The following is a 16,550-nucleotide window of genomic DNA, read 5'->3' as shown; positions in this document are numbered from 1 at the left end:
TCAACCAGCAACGAGGGCGTCGAACTTGCGTATCCATTCCGCACGGTTCTTGTTGATCGAAGCCCAGTCCGGATAGACCATGTTGGCAAGCTGGTCGCGCTTGACGAAGGCCTCAATGCCCGGCGTGAGGGAGACGTTCTTGTTGGTCGGGAACATCTCCTGCGGCGGCATCTTCAGCTTGTCCTGTGCCGCCTTGGAGATGGCTGCATCCATGTAGGCATAGGCGGCCTCGACGTTTTTCGAACCCTTGGTCAGGTGGATGTTGACCGGGGCTGCGGGAGAGCCGGTTTCCGGCTGGACGAACTCGGCCTTGAGGCCAAGGCTCTTCAGGCGGGCGACATTGCCGGTGGAGCACATGAAGACCGCGATCTCGCCCTGCTGGAAGAGCGTCATCTGGTGGTTGGTGCTGGCGACGACGCCCTTGATCTGCTCCGGATTGTCCTTGAACAGCTTGAAGACGGCATCCATGTCCGTGGTGCTGGTCCCGAAGATCTTGGCGATCTGGCTGTAGGCCATGACGCCGGTGTTCGAGCCGAAGCCGGTCCAGGATACCTTGCCCTTGTAGGCCGGGTTTTCGAACAGGTCGCGATAGCCCTTAGGGGCAGGCACGAGATCAGGATTGTAGGCGATGCCGTTGACTTCGATTGTCACGGTCGGGCCATACTCGCCCTGGAAGGCCGGGTCGAGCATGCTCCAGTTCTTGAGCTTGCTCGGATCGATCTTCTGGATCAGGTCGTTGTCGATGGCGGTCGCCATCTGGCCGGGCGACATCAGCAGCGTGTCGTAAGGCGGGTTGCCGGGGCTCGCCATCACCTTGGCGAGTTGGTCCTGCGCCAGTGCCGGGGCGACCGTCAGATCGAAACCGGCTTGCCTGACGAGCGGCGTCAGGACCGTGCGGTAGCCATCTTCCCAGTTGCCGGGGAAGGTTGCGGCGACGACACTGCCGCCGGCGGCGCGGGCGGAAAACGGCATGGTTGCGGCTGCGGTCGCACCGGCAGCGAGCAGGCCAAAATTACGACGAGTCATATTGAAGTTGGTCATGCTATCACCTCTGTTGGTTGTTGATTGACGGCTTTCATTCACTGGCTTCATTCACTGGGAGACTTCCGGTTCGCCCGGAAAGACATGGGCTCGTGCGGTGTCGATCTCGGCAAAAATCTGCGTCCCGGTTTCGGGAACGAAGGTCGAAGGGCCGCGCACCTCGGACGCACGCAGATTAGTGCCGTCGTCGAGAACGAGGTCGTGGACCAGCGTCGGACCGAGCGGCACGGATACGGTCACGCGTGCTGCAAGCGAATTTTCGCTGGGCTGGCCTATCAACCGAACCTCCTCGGGCCGGAAGGTGACGGTGACCTTCGATCCGACGGTAAAGTTCAGGCGGCGCGGCAGGCGAAGAGCCTTGTCGCCGGGCAAGCCGATCAACGTGGCTTCAGGATCCAGACGCACGACCGTTCCGTGGAGAATATTGGCCTGCCCGATGAAGGTGTTGACGAACAGCGTGTTGGGCCGGTCATAGACGGCCATTGGCGTATCGATCTGCTCGACATTACCCTTGCTCATCAAGACAAGACGGTTTGCCAGGCTCTGGGCCTCTTCCTGGTCGTGGGTGACGATCAGCGTTGTGATCCCGAGCGTTTTCTGAAGATGCAGAAGTTCGACCTGCAGGTCGAAGCGAAGCGCCCGGTCCAGTGCGCCGAACGGCTCGTCGAGCAGAAGCAGCGAAGGGCGTCCTGCTATGGCGCGGGCAACCGCGACACGCTGCTGCTGGCCGCCCGACAGTTCGCGTGGAAGCCGATTGCCGTAACCGTTGAGACGAACGAGGGACAACATTTCCTCGACGCGCGCCTTTCGTTCGGTGCGCGGAACCTGCTGGCAGGCGAGTGGATAGGCGATGTTCTCGGCCACGGTCAGATGCGGGAACAGCGCATAATTCTGGAAGACCATGCCGATGCCGCGAGCTCGGGCAGATATGTTGGCGAGGTCCGCCCCACCGAGCACCATTCGGCCAGACTTTGGGTGGATCAAGCCTGCAATAGCCCGGAGCACCGTAGATTTGCCGCAGCCGCTTGGCCCGAGGAGTGCGACGATTTCTCCAGCGTTGACCTCAAAGGACACATCGCTGACGGCATTCTGTCCGCCATAACTGTGCGTGAGGCCTTTGACACTGAGCTGCTTTCCTTCAATCGAGTTCGCAATATGAGGCATGCAAATTCCCCCATGATCTGCCGCAACGATGGGACGCGAGTAGCGACCGGGAGCTAAGCGGATATGTCGTTGGCTAAAAAATCTGGTCAGGGTCTGGTTCATGCCCATCGAATTGCAAGCACCGTGCCAGTTCCAAACTGTCACCTGAAGAATCGAAGCAAGGTAATGTTTTAAATACGTTATTTTTCACGAGATTAAATTCGCAAGTTTATTATCACAGATTTTTGCATATGAATAAATCAGTACAGCTGCATATAATTTGGCCTCGATAGTTTAGTTCTTGAGCAGAGACCTGGTAGCCGACGGGGAGAATTCACGCCGCTTTTTACCGGAAACGCGCCCATCGCAGAGCTTTCGTCTTCAATATTAGGAAAATATCCCTATAGTTGGAGCTAAATTAGACTTGAGGCGGCATTTTCCCATGACAGCAACGTTGAGCCGATGAAATTTTATGCATTTAGATTCGTATTAACTTTCTAAGCTAGTTTCGAAAAAACATACGAATATTGATGATAGAAATATCTGGCTTCATTCTCAATAACTTAGGAATCGGTCCGTCAACTTGGCACGGCGATTGCTTCAAAATCCCCGAGAATTCAAACACGGCAAAACAACGAAAGGGGATCCCATGAACAGCATCAACGGAATTCTGAGAAGCGGACTTGCCGGCACATTCGCAGCCTTGCTCTCCCTGTCGGCACAGGCAGCCGAAGGTCCGGCAGTCAAGATGGTGCCGGAGGCGGACGTGGCGAAGTTGCCGGGCGTGGCCTTCAACCAAAAACTGGCAGACGGCCTGCCGCCTGCCATCAAGGCGTCGAAGGTCCTCAAGGTCGCAACCGACCTCACCCCGCCGATCAGCTTCCGCGCAGAGGATGGAAAGCTGATCGGCATCGATGCCGATATCGCCGCCGCCCTCGGCGTTGTTCTCGGCATCGACGTGCAGATGACCGACGTTGGTGCCGGGGCCGCGATCGTTCCTGCTATCCTGTCGAAGCGTTTCGACATGACCGTCTCCGGCATCAACGATGATCCGGAACTGGAAAAGCAGGTCGATGTCATCGACTACATGTATGACGCGACCACGATCATGACCATCAAGGACAACCCGCTCGGCATCAAGAGCATGGCGGATCTCTGCGGCAAGAAGGTCGCCGTGCCGGTCGGCACTTTCCAGGGGCGCATGGTGGAGGCCGCGTCTGCCAAGTGCGCCACGCCGATCAACATCATGTCCATCCCGAAAATGCCTGACGTATTGCAGGCAGTGCGCACCGGCCGCGCCGATGCGACCGTCAACGGTTATGCCACGAGCGTCTACACCACGACAAACCAGACCGGCAGAGGCGTCGGCCTGCAGGCTCTTCCGGATGTCCGCCTCGCGGTGGGATATCTCGGCATGCTGGTATCGAAGGACAACCCACAGCTTCGCAACACGGTCGTGGCAAGCCTTCAGCATATGGTCGATAGCGGCGCCTATGAAGCCATCATGAAAAAATGGAGCCTTGGTCCGCTCGCCGTGAAGACGGTCAAGGTCAACGACGCCGCCAGCATGCCGGTGGATTGAGCCCATGTCCCTTTTTGCTCAAGCCGTCAGCATCGCCATGGCACCTCCCGTCGGCAAGCCGATACGGTGGGGGCAAATCACAACCGGTACCAGCGCGATCCTCGCGCTGGCCCTCCTTATGATGATCATCGGCCGTAGCCAGAGCGTTCAATGGAGCGAAATCCCTCGCTTCATGATCGATCCGATGATCCTGGGCGGCGTCGTCCTGACGCTCCAACTGACGGCAGGAGCAATGGTGGCCGGGATTGCCGTCGGCTGCATCGTGGCCATCATGGCCACCAGCCAGAATATCGTGCTGAAAACGATGGCCGTCGGCTTCGTCTGGTGGTTTCGGGGCGTGCCGCTGATCGTCCAGATCTTCTTCTGGTTCAACATCGGACTTTTTATCCCCGAGGTTGGTCTTGGCGCCTATACGATATCGATCAACGATCTGGTCACTCCCGCGGTCGCCGGGTTCCTGGCGCTCGGTCTGCACGAGGCCGCCAATATGAGCGAGATCATTCGCGGCGGCCTGACGGCGGTGGATCGTGGACAGCGTGAAGCGGCATCGTCTCTGGGCTTGAGGCCACTGCAAACCTTGCGGACAGTCGTTCTGCCGCAGGCGGTCCGCCTCGTCGTTCCACCGACCGGCAACCAGGCCATCGGCATGCTGAAGGCCAGTGCCATCGTCTCCGTCATCGGCATGCAGGACCTGCTGACCCAGGCGCAGGCGATCTATGCGCGCAACTTTCTGGTCATCGAACTGCTGTGCGTTGCATCGCTCTGGTATCTCGCGATCACCACAGTCGCCTCGATCGGCCAGCATTTCCTGGAACAGCAACTCGTGCCCAAAGGCCCGTCTGGCGGCTCGCAAAAGGAGACCCGGCAACGGGCCTGACAGGTCGCCGGCATCGTTCAACCCAACCAAGCAAGGATCGCCAGCGCAGCGTATCCGATCAGGAAATCCCAAGGAGCAAACCATGAAACTCGGCATTGATGCACAGAAACTTCCCGAAGCTGTAAAGCGCGGGCCGCTTGCAAGCCTCGACCATGTCAGGGAACTCGGTCTCGGCGGTCTTTTCTTCACCACGGTTCTCGATATGAGCCCGACGCTGGACAAAGTCGAACTGCGCGACATCAGGGCGAAGGCCGATGAACTCGGCCTTTATCTCGAAAGCGGCGTCGGCAAGATCAATCCCTATTGCAGCGCCGAGGCGCCGGAGTTCCGGGCAATCGGCGACGGCGACATCATTCTTGGCTTCACCCGGATGATCGAAGCGGGCGCCGCTATCGGATGCCGTGAACTCTGGGTATCGCCCGGCAATTTCAAATCCGAATATCGTGGCAGGTTGGCGAATGACCGGTTCCGCACCGACGTCACCTGGGAAGAGCAGTTGCTCGCCATCGAAAAGGTTCTGCTGAAGCTCGCGCCCGTCGCCTGCGCCAACGGCGTTCACCTCAACATGGAGACCCATGACGAGATCACCTCCTTCGAAATTCTTCGGCTGATCGAAAAGGTCGGCGAGGATTGCATGGGCGTGGTCTTCGACACGGCCAACGGTCTGCAGCGCGCAGAATATCCGATCTTTGCCGCAAAACGCGTCGCGCCCTATGTCCGCCAGACCCACATCAAGGACGCCTATGTCGGGCGGGCACCCGGTGGCTTCGATTTCCAGACCCGGCCCGTTGGCGGCGGCATCGTCGATTTCGGTTCGATCCTTCCCATCCTCTCGAAGGCGAACCCAGATCTGAATTTTTCGCTGGAAGTTGCCGCATCCGTCGAAGACAAGCCCCGGAAAGCCAATCCGCGCCAGTGCATCCAGATCGACGATCCGATCTGGCGCGCCGGCCACCCGGATCTCAACGCCGAAGAGCTGGATGCTTATATCGCCATGGTGGACGCCTATGAGAAGTGCGTCACCTCTGGTGAAATTCCCGATTGGGAAGCGTACGAAGCCAACCAGTACGGCTACCCCACCTATGAGAAGCAGTCCTACGGCTACAAGGAAGCTGTGATCTTCATCAAGGACTCGGCTCGCTATGTCGAAAGGATTTGCACCGAAAACAGCATCTCCCTTTCTTCGCCGGCGACAAAGCGCCAGGCGGCCTGAACGACCGGTCCGTCAGCATCGGCGGCATGCGCTGCCGATGCCCTTTAAAATCATGGGAAAGTCTGGCTTTTTGTCGAGATCGGCATATACGCAGGAATATTCTCATGGAAAAAATAATGCGGCCGTAAGGGCATTTGGAGCAGGAAATGAAAAGGACGCGCCGTCAAAGCGCCAAGGCAGTACCGAAAGCGCATAGCGCAGCGGAAACCACTGAGACCAACAACGACGATGTTTCAGAGCGCATCCGGACAACGCTTGGCACCGCAATCGGTGAAGGCGCGCTGAAGCCGGGAACCAAGATTCTGGAGGATGCGATCGCCGAACATTTCGGTGTCAGCAGGACGGTCGTCCGAGGAGCCCTCGGCGTGCTGGAGAGCGACCATCTTCTGGAGCGAAAGAAAAATCGCGGCACTTTCGTTGCAGAACCTGGGATCGAAGAAGCCAGGGCTCTTTTCGAATCACGCCGGAAGCTGGAGCACGTCATCCTCGAACTGGTCATGAACCGCGCCGAAGCGGAGCAGCTGGACGCTCTCGAAAAGCTGGCGGACGAGGAAGAGCAGATCCATCATCACGGCGACGAGAAATCGAAGACCGTCCTTTCCGGTAAGTTTCACATCGTACTTGCCGAACTCGGCGGCAACGCGGTCATGACCGAAATGCTGTCGAAGATCGTTGCCCGCCTCTCGCTCGTTATGGCCCTCTACGAGGAAGAGAAGCAGGACGACTGCGGCGCCGATCATCATCGTCTGATCGTGACCGCGCTGAAAGCCAAGGACCTAATGAAGGCGCAGCAGTTGATGGACCATCATCTTGCTGACATCGAAGGCCGTGTGCGGCTCACTGAGGGCCAGGGTGACCGGCATACGTTCATGGCTGTGCTGGAGAACTTTTCCTAAATCGGGTGACGTCAACACCCGTCCGAGCGGAAATTATTGCCGCTCTCCCGTCCTGTTGACTGATGCCCATAGCCAGGGCGCAAAGGTGGTATCCACGGTCGCTCGCGACAGGAAAACAGAGGGAATTTCGCGGCTCTTCAACTAATCATTTGAAATCATGTGAGAATTCAGGCTATACAACCAATTTTCTCTTTAAAATTCCCATAGCTTTTCTGGCGCCGGCGGCGATTGGTATCGGTCGGCGCGCTCAGGGCCTGTCCGCTTTCTCGTTTCCCGCAAGATGCAGATCTAAATAATCCTGCCCCCGCCGATGGGTGGGAGGCAGGCAAATCGCGTCCCGGGCCTACCGGGCAATCAGCACCGGCAGCTTGCTTTTCTCCAGGATCGAAGCGGTCACACCGCCGAACACCCGCTCCCGCAGGCGGGAATGTCCGTAGGCGCCCATGACGATGAGGTCTGCATTGATCTCCAGCGCGTGCCGTTCGAGCACATCCTCCACTGGCCGGCCGCCGCTTGCCAGTTGTTCGACGACGACATTTATCCCGTGTCGGGCGAGATAGGCAGCGACGTCGGCGCCGGGTTCGCCGCCGCTGACCCAGTAGGAGCTGTCCGGATCGACCAGCACGACATGCACCTCCTCGGCCCAGGTCATCATCTCCAGGGCCTCGCGTGCGGCCCGAGCCGCCTCGGTGCGGGAATTCCAGGCGAGCAGAACCCGCCGTGGCTTCAGGGTCGTCCTGAGGTTCTTCGGCGCCAGAAGAAGGGGGCGGCCCGCTTCGAACACGCCGCCGTCGACGATTTTCCGGGTGAGAACGCTATCGCTGCGCACGCCGTCTCCGATCACCAGCACATCGGCATAAAGTGCGCGGCGATGAATTTCCTCGCCGACGAAAACGCCTTCGGAGTAGATGACGTCGATATCGAACGACAGACCATTCGTCGTGCAGGCGGCTGCCGCCTGTTTCCGGATGCCGTCGAGCAATCTCAAGTCCTCGTCCCGCTGGTCGAGCCACACCGTGCCGGCCGGAAAATCACCCATGGTTGCCGGAACCGCGAGGCCGATGACCACGACGGAAAGATGCGCTTCGAGTTCGATCGCGGTCTCCATGGCACGGGCGAGATCAGCAGTTGGATCCGTATTGCCGATCATCGCGAGCACTGTCTTGAATGACATTGTCTGTCTCCTCTGCATAACGCCTTGATTGGCCTATGGAAGGAAAGCCTAGAACCGGCACCGGCCCGAGCCATGATCTTCGTCAATCGAAAGCGGAATTTCAGATTGCTGCGCACTATCTGAGGATCAACTAGGATCATAAACCCCGCTTCTGCCTCCACGATGAAAGCACTCGCCATGCCGAAACGCAGCGCAGGTCTTTTGATATTCCGCCACGCCGCCGGAGATCGGCAAGTGTTTCTGGTTCATCCCGGCGGACCGTTCTGGGCACGCAAGGACGAAGGAGCCTGGTCCATTCCCAAGGGCCTTGTCGATGAAGGAGAAGACGAACTGGTGGCCGCGAAACGAGAGGTTTTCGAGGAGGTAGGAGCGAGAATTAACGGCAACTTCGAATGGCTCGGCGAATACCGCCAGCCGGGCGGCAAGCGGGTGCTCGCCTGGTCGATCGAGGCCGATATCGATGTCGAAAAGATCGCCAGCAACACGTTCCGGATCGAGTGGCCGCCGAAATCGGGACTGATCAGGGAGTTTCCGGAGGTCGACAGGGCCGGCTGGTTCAGCCTCGACGAGGCGGAGCGCAAGATCTTGAAGGGGCAGCAGCCGATCCTCGTCGATTTTGCGGCTCGACAGCGGCCATGAAGCGAGGAGCCAAATCCGGCTTTGCATGTCGAAGTGCCGGGCGCCGGCGAAACCCCTCCACGGCTTGACTTAGATCACCGCAAAGCCCGTGATGGACAGATACGAGAACTGCCTGACATCAGCGTTCATGGAGCCTCCCTTTGAACCGTATCGCAAAAGCCGCCATCATTGTCGCAGTCGTAGGGGCCGCCGGTTATTTCGGCTGGCGTTATCAGCAGGACCTTCGGGCCGAGCGAGCCATGCAGGGAATTGCCAGTGGAAACGGCCGCATCGAGGCGGTCGAAATCGACGTCGCGGCGAGAACTGCAGGGCGGCTTTCCAACATCCTGGTCAGAGAAGGCGACTTTGTCAAAGCCGGCGCGGTCGTCGCCCGCATGGATATCGAACAGCTCGCCGCCCAGAAACGGGAAGCGGAGGCCCAGCTTGCAAGGGCGAAGATCGCCATCGAAACCGCGAAAAGCCTCGTCGTCCAGCGTCAGGCGGAGAAAGAAGCCGCGGCCGCAACGGTCTCTCAGAACGAGGTCCAGCTGCAATCGGCCCGCAAGCGGCTGGCCCGCAGCGAGCAGATGAGCCGCAGCGGATCGGTGTCCGAACAGTTGCTGGATGACGACCGCGCCAGGGTCGAGGGAAGCGTTGCAACCGTCTCGGCCGCCAAAGCCAATCTCGCGGCGACCGATGCGGCGATCGGCGCGGCGCAGTCGCAGGTCGTGGATGCCGGGGCCGCGGTCGAGGCGGTGCAGGCGACCGTCGCGCGGATCGACGCCGATCTGCGCGATTCCGAGCTCAAGGCGCCGCGCGACGGACGGGTGCAATATCTCGTGGCGCAGCCGGGCGAAGTGGTCGCCGCCGGCGGCCGCGTGCTCAACATCCTCGATGTCGGCGATGTCTACATGACGTTCTTCCTGCCGACCGGGGAAGCGGGGCGCACCCCGATCGGCGGCGAGGCCCGGATCGTTCTCGATGCCGCTCCCCAATATGTCATTCCGGCCCGGATATCCTTCGTGTCCGATGTCGCGCAATTCACGCCGAAGACGGTGGAGACAGAGGAGGAACGACAGAAACTGATGTTCCGCCTGCGGGCACGCGTCTCTCCGGAACTGCTCCAGAAATATATTGCGCAGGTCAAGACCGGGCTGCCTGGCCGGACCTATGTGAAGCTCGATCCCGCCGCAGAATGGCCGGCGGCGCTGTCACGGCCGATCGCCCCATGAGCCCGGAGCAGCAGGCGAAGGGCACCGAGGCAGAACCTGCCTATGTGGCGCGGTTGACGGATGTCAACCATTCCTACGGCAAGACGCGCGCCATCGACGGCATAAGTCTCGACGTGCCGTCCGGACGTATGGTCGGTCTGATCGGCCCGGACGGGGTGGGCAAATCCTCGCTGCTTTCGCTGATCTCCGGCGCACGCCAGATCCAGACGGGCGAGGTCGAAGTGCTTGGCGGCGACATGCGCAGCGCCCGCCACCGCGATCGCACCTGCCCGGCCATCGCCTATATGCCGCAGGGACTCGGCAAAAACCTCTATCCGACGTTATCGGTGTTCGAGAATGCCGATTTCTTTGCCCGCCTGTTCGGCCAGGGCCGCGAGGAGCGGGAATACCGCATCGCTAACCTTCTGAAACGCACCGGCCTGTCGGGCTTCGAGGATCGCCCCGCCGGCAAGCTTTCGGGCGGCATGAAACAGAAGCTCGGCCTTTGCTGCGCCCTCATTCACGATCCGGACCTTTTGATCCTCGACGAGCCGACGACCGGCGTCGATCCGCTGTCGCGCCGGCAGTTCTGGAGCCTCGTCGACGATATCCGGAGGGAGCGGCCGAAGATGAGCGTGATCGTTGCGACTGCCTATATGGAGGAAGCGGCGCGCTTCGACTGGCTGGCGGCCATGGATGCCGGCAAGGTGCTGGCGACCGGCACACCGCGCGAAATCCTTACCCATACCGGCGGCGCCACGCTCGACGATGCCTTCATTACGCTGATGCCGGAGGAGAGGCGCGCCACGCACAAAGCCATTCCGATTCACCCGCCGGCAGATTTCGACGAGGCCGAATTTGCCATCGAGGCGGAAGGCCTCACCATGCGCTTCGGCGATTTCACGGCGGTGGACAATGTCAGCTTCCGCATCCGCCGCGGCGAGATCTTTGGTTTCCTCGGCTCGAACGGCTGCGGCAAGTCCACGACGATGAAGATGCTGACCGGCCTGTTGCCGGCCAGCGAAGGCACGGCGAAGTTGTTCGGCAAGACGGTCGACCCGAAGGACATGGATGTCCGCAGGCGCGTCGGCTACATGAGCCAGGCTTTCTCGCTCTATACGGAACTGACGGTCCGGCAGAACCTCGACCTGCATGCGCGGCTGTTTCAGCTGCCGGCCGACACGATCTCGGCACGGATCGAGGAAATGGGCCGGCGTTTCGAGCTTATGGACGTCATGGACGCACTGCCGGACGGTTTGCCTCTCGGTGTCCGGCAGCGGCTTTCGCTAGCGGTGGCGCTGATCCATTCGCCAGAAGTGCTGATCCTCGACGAACCGACTTCGGGCGTCGACCCGATCGCCCGCGACCAGCTGTGGGCGGCGCTGATCGAGCTCTCCCGCAAAGACCATGTCACCATATTCATCTCCACCCATTTCATGAACGAAGCGGAGCGCTGCGACCGCATCTCGCTGATGCATGCCGGCAAGGTGCTGGTGAGCGATACGCCCGATGCGATCCGCAAAAGCCGCTATGCCACGACGCTGGAGGAGGCGTTCATCGCCTATCTCGAAGATGCGATTGGCGAGACGGCCGTCTCATCCGCATCGACGCCCTCGACGGCAGACGACGGGCGCAAGTTCGCCGGAGCACGGCCGCACCGCTCCTTCGACCCGCTTCGCATCTGGAGCTATAGTCTTCGAGAGACCCTGGAGATCCGCCGCGACCCCATTCGGGCCACCCTGGCGCTGATCGGCAGCGTGATCCTGATGTTCGTGATCGGCTACGGCATCAACATGGACGTCAAGGACCTGACATTCGCGGTTCTCGACCGGGACGACACGGTCGCCAGCCGCGACTATATCGCCGACATCGCCGGTTCCCGCTATTTCGTCGAGCAGCCGCCGCTCGGCGATTATGCCGACCTCGACCGGCGCATGCGCGACGGCTCGCTGAAGCTGGCGATCGAGATCCCGGCCGGTTTTGCCGAACATGTCGCACGCGGCCAAGACGTGGAAATCGGCGCCTGGATCGACGGCGCCATGCCGCAACGGGCCGAAACGACGCGCGGTTATGTGCAGGGCATGCACGCCCACTGGCTGGCGCAAAAGGCGCGCGAAATCTTCGGCGATGCAGCCAAGGGGCAATTCTCGATCGAGACCCGCTTCCGCTACAATCCTGGCATCGAAAGCCTGGTGGCGATGGTCCCGGCCGTCATTCCGCTGCTGCTTCTGCTGATCCCGGCGATGCTCGCGGCGCTGTCGGTGGTGCGGGAGAAGGAGCTCGGCTCGATCGTCAATTTCTACGTGACGCCGGTGACGCGGCTGGAATTCCTCATCGGCAAGCAGCTTCCCTATCTGGCGCTCGGCATGATGAACGCCGTGCTCCTGTGGCTGTTTGCGATCCTGGTGTTCCAGGTGCCGTTCACCGGCAGCTTAGCTGCCTTCACCGCGGCAGCACTTCTCTATGTCGCTTTCGCGACCGCCTTCGGCCTGCTCGTCTCGACTTTCATGTCGAGCCAGATCGCCGCAATCTTCGGGACGACGCTAATGACGATCATACCGGCGGTGCAGTTTGCCGGCATGATCGATCCGGTCTCCTCGCTTCAGGGCATCGGGGCGGTCATCGGCCAGATCTATCCGACGACCTATTTCAACATCATCTCGCGCGGCACCTTCTCGAAGGGCCTCGGCTTCGAAAACCTCTTCGAAGCTTTCCTGCCGCTCATTGTTGCCGGGCCGCTGCTGATTGCGGCGAGCGCCGTATTTCTCAAGAAACAGGCACGGTGACGGATGCGGCTCGCCAATATCGTCCACCTCGGGATCAAGGAATTGCGCGGGCTGATGCGCGATCCGATATTGCTCGGACTGATCGTCTATTCCTTCACGATCGCCGTTTATACGGAAGCAAAAGCCGTTCCCGAAACATTGAACAATGCGCCGATCGCGATCGTCGACGAGGACAATTCGCCGCTCTCGCGCCAGATCGCCGACTCTTTCCTGCAGCCCTATTTCAAACCGCCGGCGATGATCACGGCTGGCGAGATGGATGCTCGCATGGATGCCGGCACCGACACGTTCGCACTCGATATTCCGCCGAACTTCCAGAGCGACCTGATCGCCGGCAAATCCCCCGTCGTCCAACTCAATGTCGATGCGACCCGCATGACCCAGGCATTTTCCGGATCGGGCTATGTGCAGAATATCGTCTCGACCGAAGTCGCCGGTTTTGCCGCCGCGGATATCGACGGTCGAACGCCGACCGTGAACCTCGCATTGCGCGCGCGGTTCAATCCCGAACTCAACCAGATGTGGTTCGCCTCGGTGATGAACGTCATCAACAACGTCACCATGCTGGCGATCATCCTGACAGGCACCGCCCTCATCCGCGAGCGGGAACACGGCACGGTCGAGCATCTTCTGGTGATGCCGCTGACGCCGTTCGAAATCATGGCTGCAAAAGTGTGGTCGATGGGGCTGGTGGTGTTCGTCGCCACCCTGCTTTCGCTGATCTTCGTGGTGCAGGGATTGCTGAAGGTTCCGGTCGAGGGATCGATCATGCTGTTCATGGCGGGGGCGGCGCTCCATCTTCTCGCTGCAACCGCGATGGGGATCGCGCTCGCGACGCTTGCGGGCTCGATGCCGCAGTTCGGCCTGCTACTGATGCTGGTGCTGCTGCCGCTGCAGATCCTCTCAGGCGCGACCACGCCCCGCGAAAGCATGCCGGAAGTGATCCAGACGATCATGCTCGCCGCGCCGAACACACATTTCATCCTGCTCGCCCAGGCGATCCTTTACCGCGGCGCCGGGTTTTCTGTGGTCTGGCCGCAATTTGCGTGGCTGTTCGTCATCGCAACGGTGTTGTTTGCCTTCTCGCTGCGCGGCTTCCGCAGGTCGTTGCGATAAGGCCTACCTGAACATGCCGGTGCTTATTCCTGCTTCTGCCGGCGAAGAAACGGGAGTAGAATTACGGGGTCGATCAATGAGGAAGCTCTAAAATGGGAAAAGAGAGGCCTTCACCCGGAACGTCCGCCAAAGATATCGCCAAGGAGCAGGACGATTACCTGGAAGAGTCGCTCGAAGAGACTTTTCCGGCAAGCGATCCCATCGCACCGGGCCATCCCCGAAAGCCGGAGAAACAGCCGGTTGCTCCCAAGCGCAAGTAAAAACGGGCCGAAGTGCTCCTCGGCCCGCATAATGTGATGCTTAGTTCTTGCCGCCGGCCTTGCGGCCTTTGTCGGCCTTGCCCTTTGCGGAAGAGGTCTTGGCGTCATAGCCCTGGCCGTGGTTGGTGCCGCCGAGATGGCCGCCGCCGCTGGTATTGACGACCTGGCGCTGGGCCCGCTTTATCTGCTGTTCTGCATCTGTCTTTTTCATGGAAATTCTTTCGTTATTCGAAGAGAAAGGCCGAGCGGGGCTAGCCACCCGACCGCTTCAACGGTCCGTGCCTGTACATCCGTGGTCAAATACCGGAGTTGGTTTTGGGACCGGAGTTGGTTTTGCTTTAGGCGATCTGCAGGTTTTCAGCTGCATTCTTGCCGGTGCGGTTGTCCCGCACGACATCGAAGCTCACCTTCTGGCCTTCAGCCAGATAGGTCATTCCCGAACGTTCGACGGCCGAGATGTGGACGAACACGTCCGTCGATCCGTCGGCGGGCTGGATAAAGCCGAAGCCCTTGGAGGTGTTGAAAAATTTTACGATTCCGCTGCTCATGAAGATGATCCTTCCGATCGAACACAGGTCGCCGTCCGGCAAAATGCCGGCGACAAAAGAGATCGATTTTGAAAGGAAAGATCAGCTCGAACGCAAAAGGCGTGAAAACGAAGCTCGACAACCAATTTCGATGGTAACCCCTATCGGTCAACTATGTCTTGAGCAAGGCATTTCTCGCAACCCCGCACATTGCCTTTGGCGCAAGTCCGGCGCATGATGACGACTTCAGCAGCTATATAAAGGGCGCTGCTGCTTCAGGATTTTCACGCCCTGGCCCCAATGAAAGGAGGACGTCATGTCTTCCGAATTCTCTCAGACCACCTCCCGCAACCTGGTCCGCGTCAGCGGCCCCGGATACCGGGAAAATATCGAACTTCACCAATTCAGTGAGCGTACGCAGCCAAGCGGAATGCTTGTCGGCGGTCGGGCAGACACGACGGGAGCAGCCATGATGCTTGCCCGTTTTGGCGATCATCCCGAAAAGAGCTTTGGGGCCGCAATATCGGCTTCTTTGAGCAAACACAGAGATACCGTAACACCGCAGCTTTGATAGTTCGGCTGGCAAAGGCAGGATTTCGCAGATCCGTCATTTCACGCTTTGCATGCCTGTCTGCCGAACAACGGTTTCACTCTCCACTATCCATCGCCGCCCAAGGAGGACAAAATGGCTAAAGGCCAGGTACGAAGTAACCGCGAAACTCGCAAACCGAAAAAAGACAAGACTGCAGCCGTGACGGCCGCGCCCGCAGGCGCACAGGTCAAGCTCGCCGGCAGCGGTCTCACCTTGGGCAAAAAGCCGAAATAATGTTTCGGGCAGGAGGCGCCGTACCACGGCGCCTCCGACGCCGGCCCCCTTCGAAATTCGCAGGCTCAAGCAGGCGACAGGGATGATTGCCATCCGGTCGCTGCTGGATCGTTTGCGTTTCGCCTTCTCGGGAAATGTGTTCTTCAACCATTCGCTCCCATCGGGCGCGGAGATGTGATCCTATTTCCAATCCCTGCGTCGGCGGAAAGCGTTGCCGGCTAGCGCAATCCGGGAGGCTTCTTCGAAACGCGGGTGGCGCGGATGCCACCAAGCCAAATCTCCGAACCCGTCAGCGGCGGTCCCTGGATCGGCATACCCCGGAAGATGGCATGCAGGCTCGATGCGTCGGGGCAGCTTTCTGCGGATTGTTCAGCCTGCGGCTGGTTGTTCGTCAGCATTTTCTCGAAATAAAGCTGGAAATTCGAATGCGAGGATCGTGAGGACATCGTGCCCCTCCTTGGTCGTCGGGGCTAGGGCTCGCATCGGGTCCCTCAGGCGGCTGCGCCCTTGCCAGTTGCAGCCGACCAGCCACGATGGGCCTCATTCCCGCCCATGGCAAGCACCGCCTATCCGTTTTGAGACAAGACTTGAAACTGACGCATTATTTCGCCATATATGATTCACGTTTTCAGCCTTTTCGGCTACCTGATCCTCCCGGCTCCGCCGGTTGCTTGGCGACACCCTTGATTTTGCGAACGTCGAACTCCGCCCCGTCGGCTGGAGAATTCTTGCGTTGGCCGTTGTCGCGTCCCGCAGTCTATCCTTTAAGGTTACATCAATGATCGATACCGTCCGTAACGCCGCCCAGAATCTGTTTCGCAAACCCGATGCAGAAGAAGGCTCCAATGCAGCCAAGCTGCAGGAATTTCGCCAGAGACAGGCGCTGAGAAGCCGGGAACTCAAGCTCGCGCAAAAGCAGGAGCGCCTCCAGAGGCGCGCATCGCAATTGCAGCCGGCCTGACACGGATTGTTCCGACGAAGTTATTCGTTCGGATCATCCCCTCGCACATCTCCTCGACCACAAGGACACCAGCATGGCCGCCTTCAACTACAATGCCGGCGCGGGACTCTACCCGTGCAAGAACTGGAAGAGAACGAGCAGGCTTGGCTACAAGAGGTTCGAAACCGTGGCCGAGGCCTTGCGTTTTGCAATCGAGGTCATGCCTGCATCGCTGCTGCGCGGGTCGATTCTCGAGGTCGAAGAAGCCCGGTTCGACAGCACGCAGATACAGAAACTCTACGACGCCGGTGAATATCCGCTGCAGCGTCGGGACCAGTGA

At 59.7% G+C, this 16,550-nt stretch carries 20 protein-coding genes; 14 read left to right on the top strand and 6 right to left on the bottom strand.

Annotated features, from left to right (window positions below):
- On the bottom strand, nucleotides 1-1,041 hold the full coding sequence (locus ACZ9IU_RS04310) for an extracellular solute-binding protein (protein ID WP_038540072.1): 1,041 nt from the start codon (nucleotides 1,039-1,041) through the stop codon (nucleotides 1-3).
- A gap of 51 nt (nucleotides 1,042-1,092) precedes the next feature.
- Complete coding sequence (locus ACZ9IU_RS04305) at nucleotides 1,093-2,205, bottom strand: ABC transporter ATP-binding protein (RefSeq protein WP_437179041.1); 1,113 nt, start codon at nucleotides 2,203-2,205, stop codon at nucleotides 1,093-1,095.
- Between the two features lie 628 nt (nucleotides 2,206-2,833).
- Here ACZ9IU_RS04305 and ACZ9IU_RS04300 point away from each other — a divergent pair.
- The 4 genes from ACZ9IU_RS04300 (at nucleotide 2,834) to ACZ9IU_RS04285 (ending at nucleotide 6,752) form a co-directional block, all read left to right on the top strand.
- Entirely contained in the window at nucleotides 2,834-3,766 is a 933-nt protein-coding gene (locus tag ACZ9IU_RS04300; RefSeq protein ID WP_038540069.1) for an ABC transporter substrate-binding protein, read from the top strand.
- A 4-nt stretch (nucleotides 3,767-3,770) separates the two neighbouring features.
- Nucleotides 3,771-4,643 carry an amino acid ABC transporter permease gene (locus tag ACZ9IU_RS04295; RefSeq protein WP_038540066.1) on the top strand — a complete coding sequence of 291 codons (873 nt, stop codon included), beginning with the start codon at nucleotides 3,771-3,773 and terminating at the stop codon, nucleotides 4,641-4,643.
- A gap of 82 nt (nucleotides 4,644-4,725) precedes the next feature.
- A complete protein-coding gene (locus ACZ9IU_RS04290) occupies nucleotides 4,726-5,856 on the top strand; it encodes a sugar phosphate isomerase/epimerase family protein (RefSeq protein ID WP_038540063.1) in 1,131 nt (376 codons plus the stop codon).
- Between the two features lie 146 nt (nucleotides 5,857-6,002).
- Entirely contained in the window at nucleotides 6,003-6,752 is a 750-nt protein-coding gene (locus tag ACZ9IU_RS04285; RefSeq protein WP_038540060.1) for a GntR family transcriptional regulator, read from the top strand.
- 343 nt (nucleotides 6,753-7,095) lie between these two features.
- Here ACZ9IU_RS04285 and ACZ9IU_RS04280 read toward each other — a convergent pair whose 3' ends face one another.
- Nucleotides 7,096-7,926: a universal stress protein gene (locus ACZ9IU_RS04280; protein ID WP_038540055.1), complete on the bottom strand. Its 831-nt coding sequence runs from the start codon at nucleotides 7,924-7,926 to the stop codon at nucleotides 7,096-7,098.
- Between the two features lie 177 nt (nucleotides 7,927-8,103).
- On the opposite strand from ACZ9IU_RS04280, the gene ACZ9IU_RS04275 reads away from it, so the two are divergent.
- From ACZ9IU_RS04275 to ACZ9IU_RS04255, 5 genes are all read left to right on the top strand, one after another.
- Nucleotides 8,104-8,565, top strand: a complete 462-nt coding sequence (locus tag ACZ9IU_RS04275) for an NUDIX hydrolase (protein ID WP_038548743.1) — start codon at nucleotides 8,104-8,106, stop codon at nucleotides 8,563-8,565.
- Nucleotides 8,566-8,705: 140 nt separating this feature from the next.
- Entirely contained in the window at nucleotides 8,706-9,776 is a 1,071-nt protein-coding gene (locus tag ACZ9IU_RS04270) for an HlyD family secretion protein (RefSeq protein ID WP_038540052.1), read from the top strand.
- Nucleotides 9,773-12,541: a ribosome-associated ATPase/putative transporter RbbA gene (rbbA, locus tag ACZ9IU_RS04265; protein WP_038548740.1), complete on the top strand. Its 2,769-nt coding sequence runs from the start codon at nucleotides 9,773-9,775 to the stop codon at nucleotides 12,539-12,541. The genes ACZ9IU_RS04270 and rbbA overlap by 4 nt, the downstream gene beginning before the upstream one ends.
- A gap of 3 nt (nucleotides 12,542-12,544) precedes the next feature.
- Complete coding sequence (locus ACZ9IU_RS04260; RefSeq protein ID WP_038540049.1) at nucleotides 12,545-13,657, top strand: ABC transporter permease; 1,113 nt, start codon at nucleotides 12,545-12,547, stop codon at nucleotides 13,655-13,657.
- A 92-nt stretch (nucleotides 13,658-13,749) separates the two neighbouring features.
- Nucleotides 13,750-13,917, top strand: a complete 168-nt coding sequence (locus tag ACZ9IU_RS04255) for a hypothetical protein (protein ID WP_167551669.1) — start codon at nucleotides 13,750-13,752, stop codon at nucleotides 13,915-13,917.
- Nucleotides 13,918-13,957: 40 nt separating this feature from the next.
- Here ACZ9IU_RS04255 and ACZ9IU_RS04250 read toward each other — a convergent pair whose 3' ends face one another.
- Nucleotides 13,958-14,128 carry a hypothetical protein gene (locus ACZ9IU_RS04250; RefSeq protein WP_167551668.1) on the bottom strand — a complete coding sequence of 57 codons (171 nt, stop codon included), beginning with the start codon at nucleotides 14,126-14,128 and terminating at the stop codon, nucleotides 13,958-13,960.
- 127 nt (nucleotides 14,129-14,255) lie between these two features.
- Entirely contained in the window at nucleotides 14,256-14,465 is a 210-nt protein-coding gene (locus tag ACZ9IU_RS04245; RefSeq protein ID WP_038548738.1) for a cold-shock protein, read from the bottom strand.
- Here ACZ9IU_RS04245 and ACZ9IU_RS04240 point away from each other — a divergent pair.
- The 3 genes from ACZ9IU_RS04240 to ACZ9IU_RS04230 all read left to right on the top strand — a co-directional run bounded on the left by ACZ9IU_RS04240 (nucleotide 14,464) and on the right by ACZ9IU_RS04230 (nucleotide 15,270).
- Nucleotides 14,464-14,682, top strand: a complete 219-nt coding sequence (locus ACZ9IU_RS04240; protein WP_151040875.1) for a hypothetical protein — start codon at nucleotides 14,464-14,466, stop codon at nucleotides 14,680-14,682. The genes ACZ9IU_RS04245 and ACZ9IU_RS04240 overlap by 2 nt on opposite strands.
- A gap of 78 nt (nucleotides 14,683-14,760) precedes the next feature.
- Nucleotides 14,761-15,015 carry a hypothetical protein gene (locus tag ACZ9IU_RS04235; RefSeq protein WP_038540046.1) on the top strand — a complete coding sequence of 85 codons (255 nt, stop codon included), beginning with the start codon at nucleotides 14,761-14,763 and terminating at the stop codon, nucleotides 15,013-15,015.
- A gap of 114 nt (nucleotides 15,016-15,129) precedes the next feature.
- Complete coding sequence (locus tag ACZ9IU_RS04230) at nucleotides 15,130-15,270, top strand: hypothetical protein (RefSeq protein WP_167551667.1); 141 nt, start codon at nucleotides 15,130-15,132, stop codon at nucleotides 15,268-15,270.
- A gap of 218 nt (nucleotides 15,271-15,488) precedes the next feature.
- Here the strand turns inward: ACZ9IU_RS04230 and ACZ9IU_RS04225 are convergent, their stop codons facing one another.
- Nucleotides 15,489-15,716 (bottom strand): hypothetical protein, encoded by a 228-nt coding sequence (locus ACZ9IU_RS04225; RefSeq protein ID WP_038540040.1) that lies wholly within the window; start codon nucleotides 15,714-15,716, stop codon nucleotides 15,489-15,491.
- 332 nt (nucleotides 15,717-16,048) lie between these two features.
- On the opposite strand from ACZ9IU_RS04225, the gene ACZ9IU_RS04220 reads away from it, so the two are divergent.
- Entirely contained in the window at nucleotides 16,049-16,231 is a 183-nt protein-coding gene (locus ACZ9IU_RS04220; RefSeq protein ID WP_038540037.1) for a hypothetical protein, read from the top strand.
- A gap of 73 nt (nucleotides 16,232-16,304) precedes the next feature.
- A complete protein-coding gene (locus ACZ9IU_RS04215; RefSeq protein WP_038540034.1) occupies nucleotides 16,305-16,550 on the top strand; it encodes a hypothetical protein in 246 nt (81 codons plus the stop codon).

This window comes from Mesorhizobium sp. USDA 4132, from assembly GCF_056279545.1.
This window is presented reverse-complemented; position numbering and strand designations above follow the sequence as displayed.

Bases quoted from the DNA above. Each gene is read 5' to 3' on its own strand.
- ACZ9IU_RS04310 (WP_038540072.1), bottom strand. From the start codon at position 1,041: ATGACCAACTTCAATATGACTCGTCGTAATTTTGGCCTGCTCGCTGCC.
- ACZ9IU_RS04305 (WP_437179041.1), bottom strand. From the start codon at position 2,205: ATGCCTCATATTGCGAACTCGATTGAAGGAAAGCAGCTCAGTGTCAAA.
- ACZ9IU_RS04300 (WP_038540069.1), top strand. From the start codon at position 2,834: ATGAACAGCATCAACGGAATTCTGAGAAGCGGACTTGCCGGCACATTC.
- ACZ9IU_RS04295 (WP_038540066.1), top strand. From the start codon at position 3,771: ATGTCCCTTTTTGCTCAAGCCGTCAGCATCGCCATGGCACCTCCCGTC.
- ACZ9IU_RS04290 (WP_038540063.1), top strand. From the start codon at position 4,726: ATGAAACTCGGCATTGATGCACAGAAACTTCCCGAAGCTGTAAAGCGC.
- ACZ9IU_RS04285 (WP_038540060.1), top strand. From the start codon at position 6,003: ATGAAAAGGACGCGCCGTCAAAGCGCCAAGGCAGTACCGAAAGCGCAT.
- ACZ9IU_RS04280 (WP_038540055.1), bottom strand. From the start codon at position 7,926: ATGTCATTCAAGACAGTGCTCGCGATGATCGGCAATACGGATCCAACT.
- ACZ9IU_RS04275 (WP_038548743.1), top strand. From the start codon at position 8,104: ATGCCGAAACGCAGCGCAGGTCTTTTGATATTCCGCCACGCCGCCGGA.
- rbbA (WP_038548740.1), top strand. From the start codon at position 9,773: ATGAGCCCGGAGCAGCAGGCGAAGGGCACCGAGGCAGAACCTGCCTAT.
- ACZ9IU_RS04260 (WP_038540049.1), top strand. From the start codon at position 12,545: ATGCGGCTCGCCAATATCGTCCACCTCGGGATCAAGGAATTGCGCGGG.
- ACZ9IU_RS04255 (WP_167551669.1), top strand. From the start codon at position 13,750: ATGGGAAAAGAGAGGCCTTCACCCGGAACGTCCGCCAAAGATATCGCC.
- ACZ9IU_RS04250 (WP_167551668.1), bottom strand. From the start codon at position 14,128: ATGAAAAAGACAGATGCAGAACAGCAGATAAAGCGGGCCCAGCGCCAG.
- ACZ9IU_RS04240 (WP_151040875.1), top strand. From the start codon at position 14,464: ATGAAGATGATCCTTCCGATCGAACACAGGTCGCCGTCCGGCAAAATG.
- ACZ9IU_RS04245 (WP_038548738.1), bottom strand. From the start codon at position 14,465: ATGAGCAGCGGAATCGTAAAATTTTTCAACACCTCCAAGGGCTTCGGC.
- ACZ9IU_RS04235 (WP_038540046.1), top strand. From the start codon at position 14,761: ATGTCTTCCGAATTCTCTCAGACCACCTCCCGCAACCTGGTCCGCGTC.
- ACZ9IU_RS04230 (WP_167551667.1), top strand. From the start codon at position 15,130: ATGGCTAAAGGCCAGGTACGAAGTAACCGCGAAACTCGCAAACCGAAA.
- ACZ9IU_RS04225 (WP_038540040.1), bottom strand. From the start codon at position 15,716: ATGTCCTCACGATCCTCGCATTCGAATTTCCAGCTTTATTTCGAGAAA.
- ACZ9IU_RS04220 (WP_038540037.1), top strand. From the start codon at position 16,049: ATGATCGATACCGTCCGTAACGCCGCCCAGAATCTGTTTCGCAAACCC.
- ACZ9IU_RS04215 (WP_038540034.1), top strand. From the start codon at position 16,305: ATGGCCGCCTTCAACTACAATGCCGGCGCGGGACTCTACCCGTGCAAG.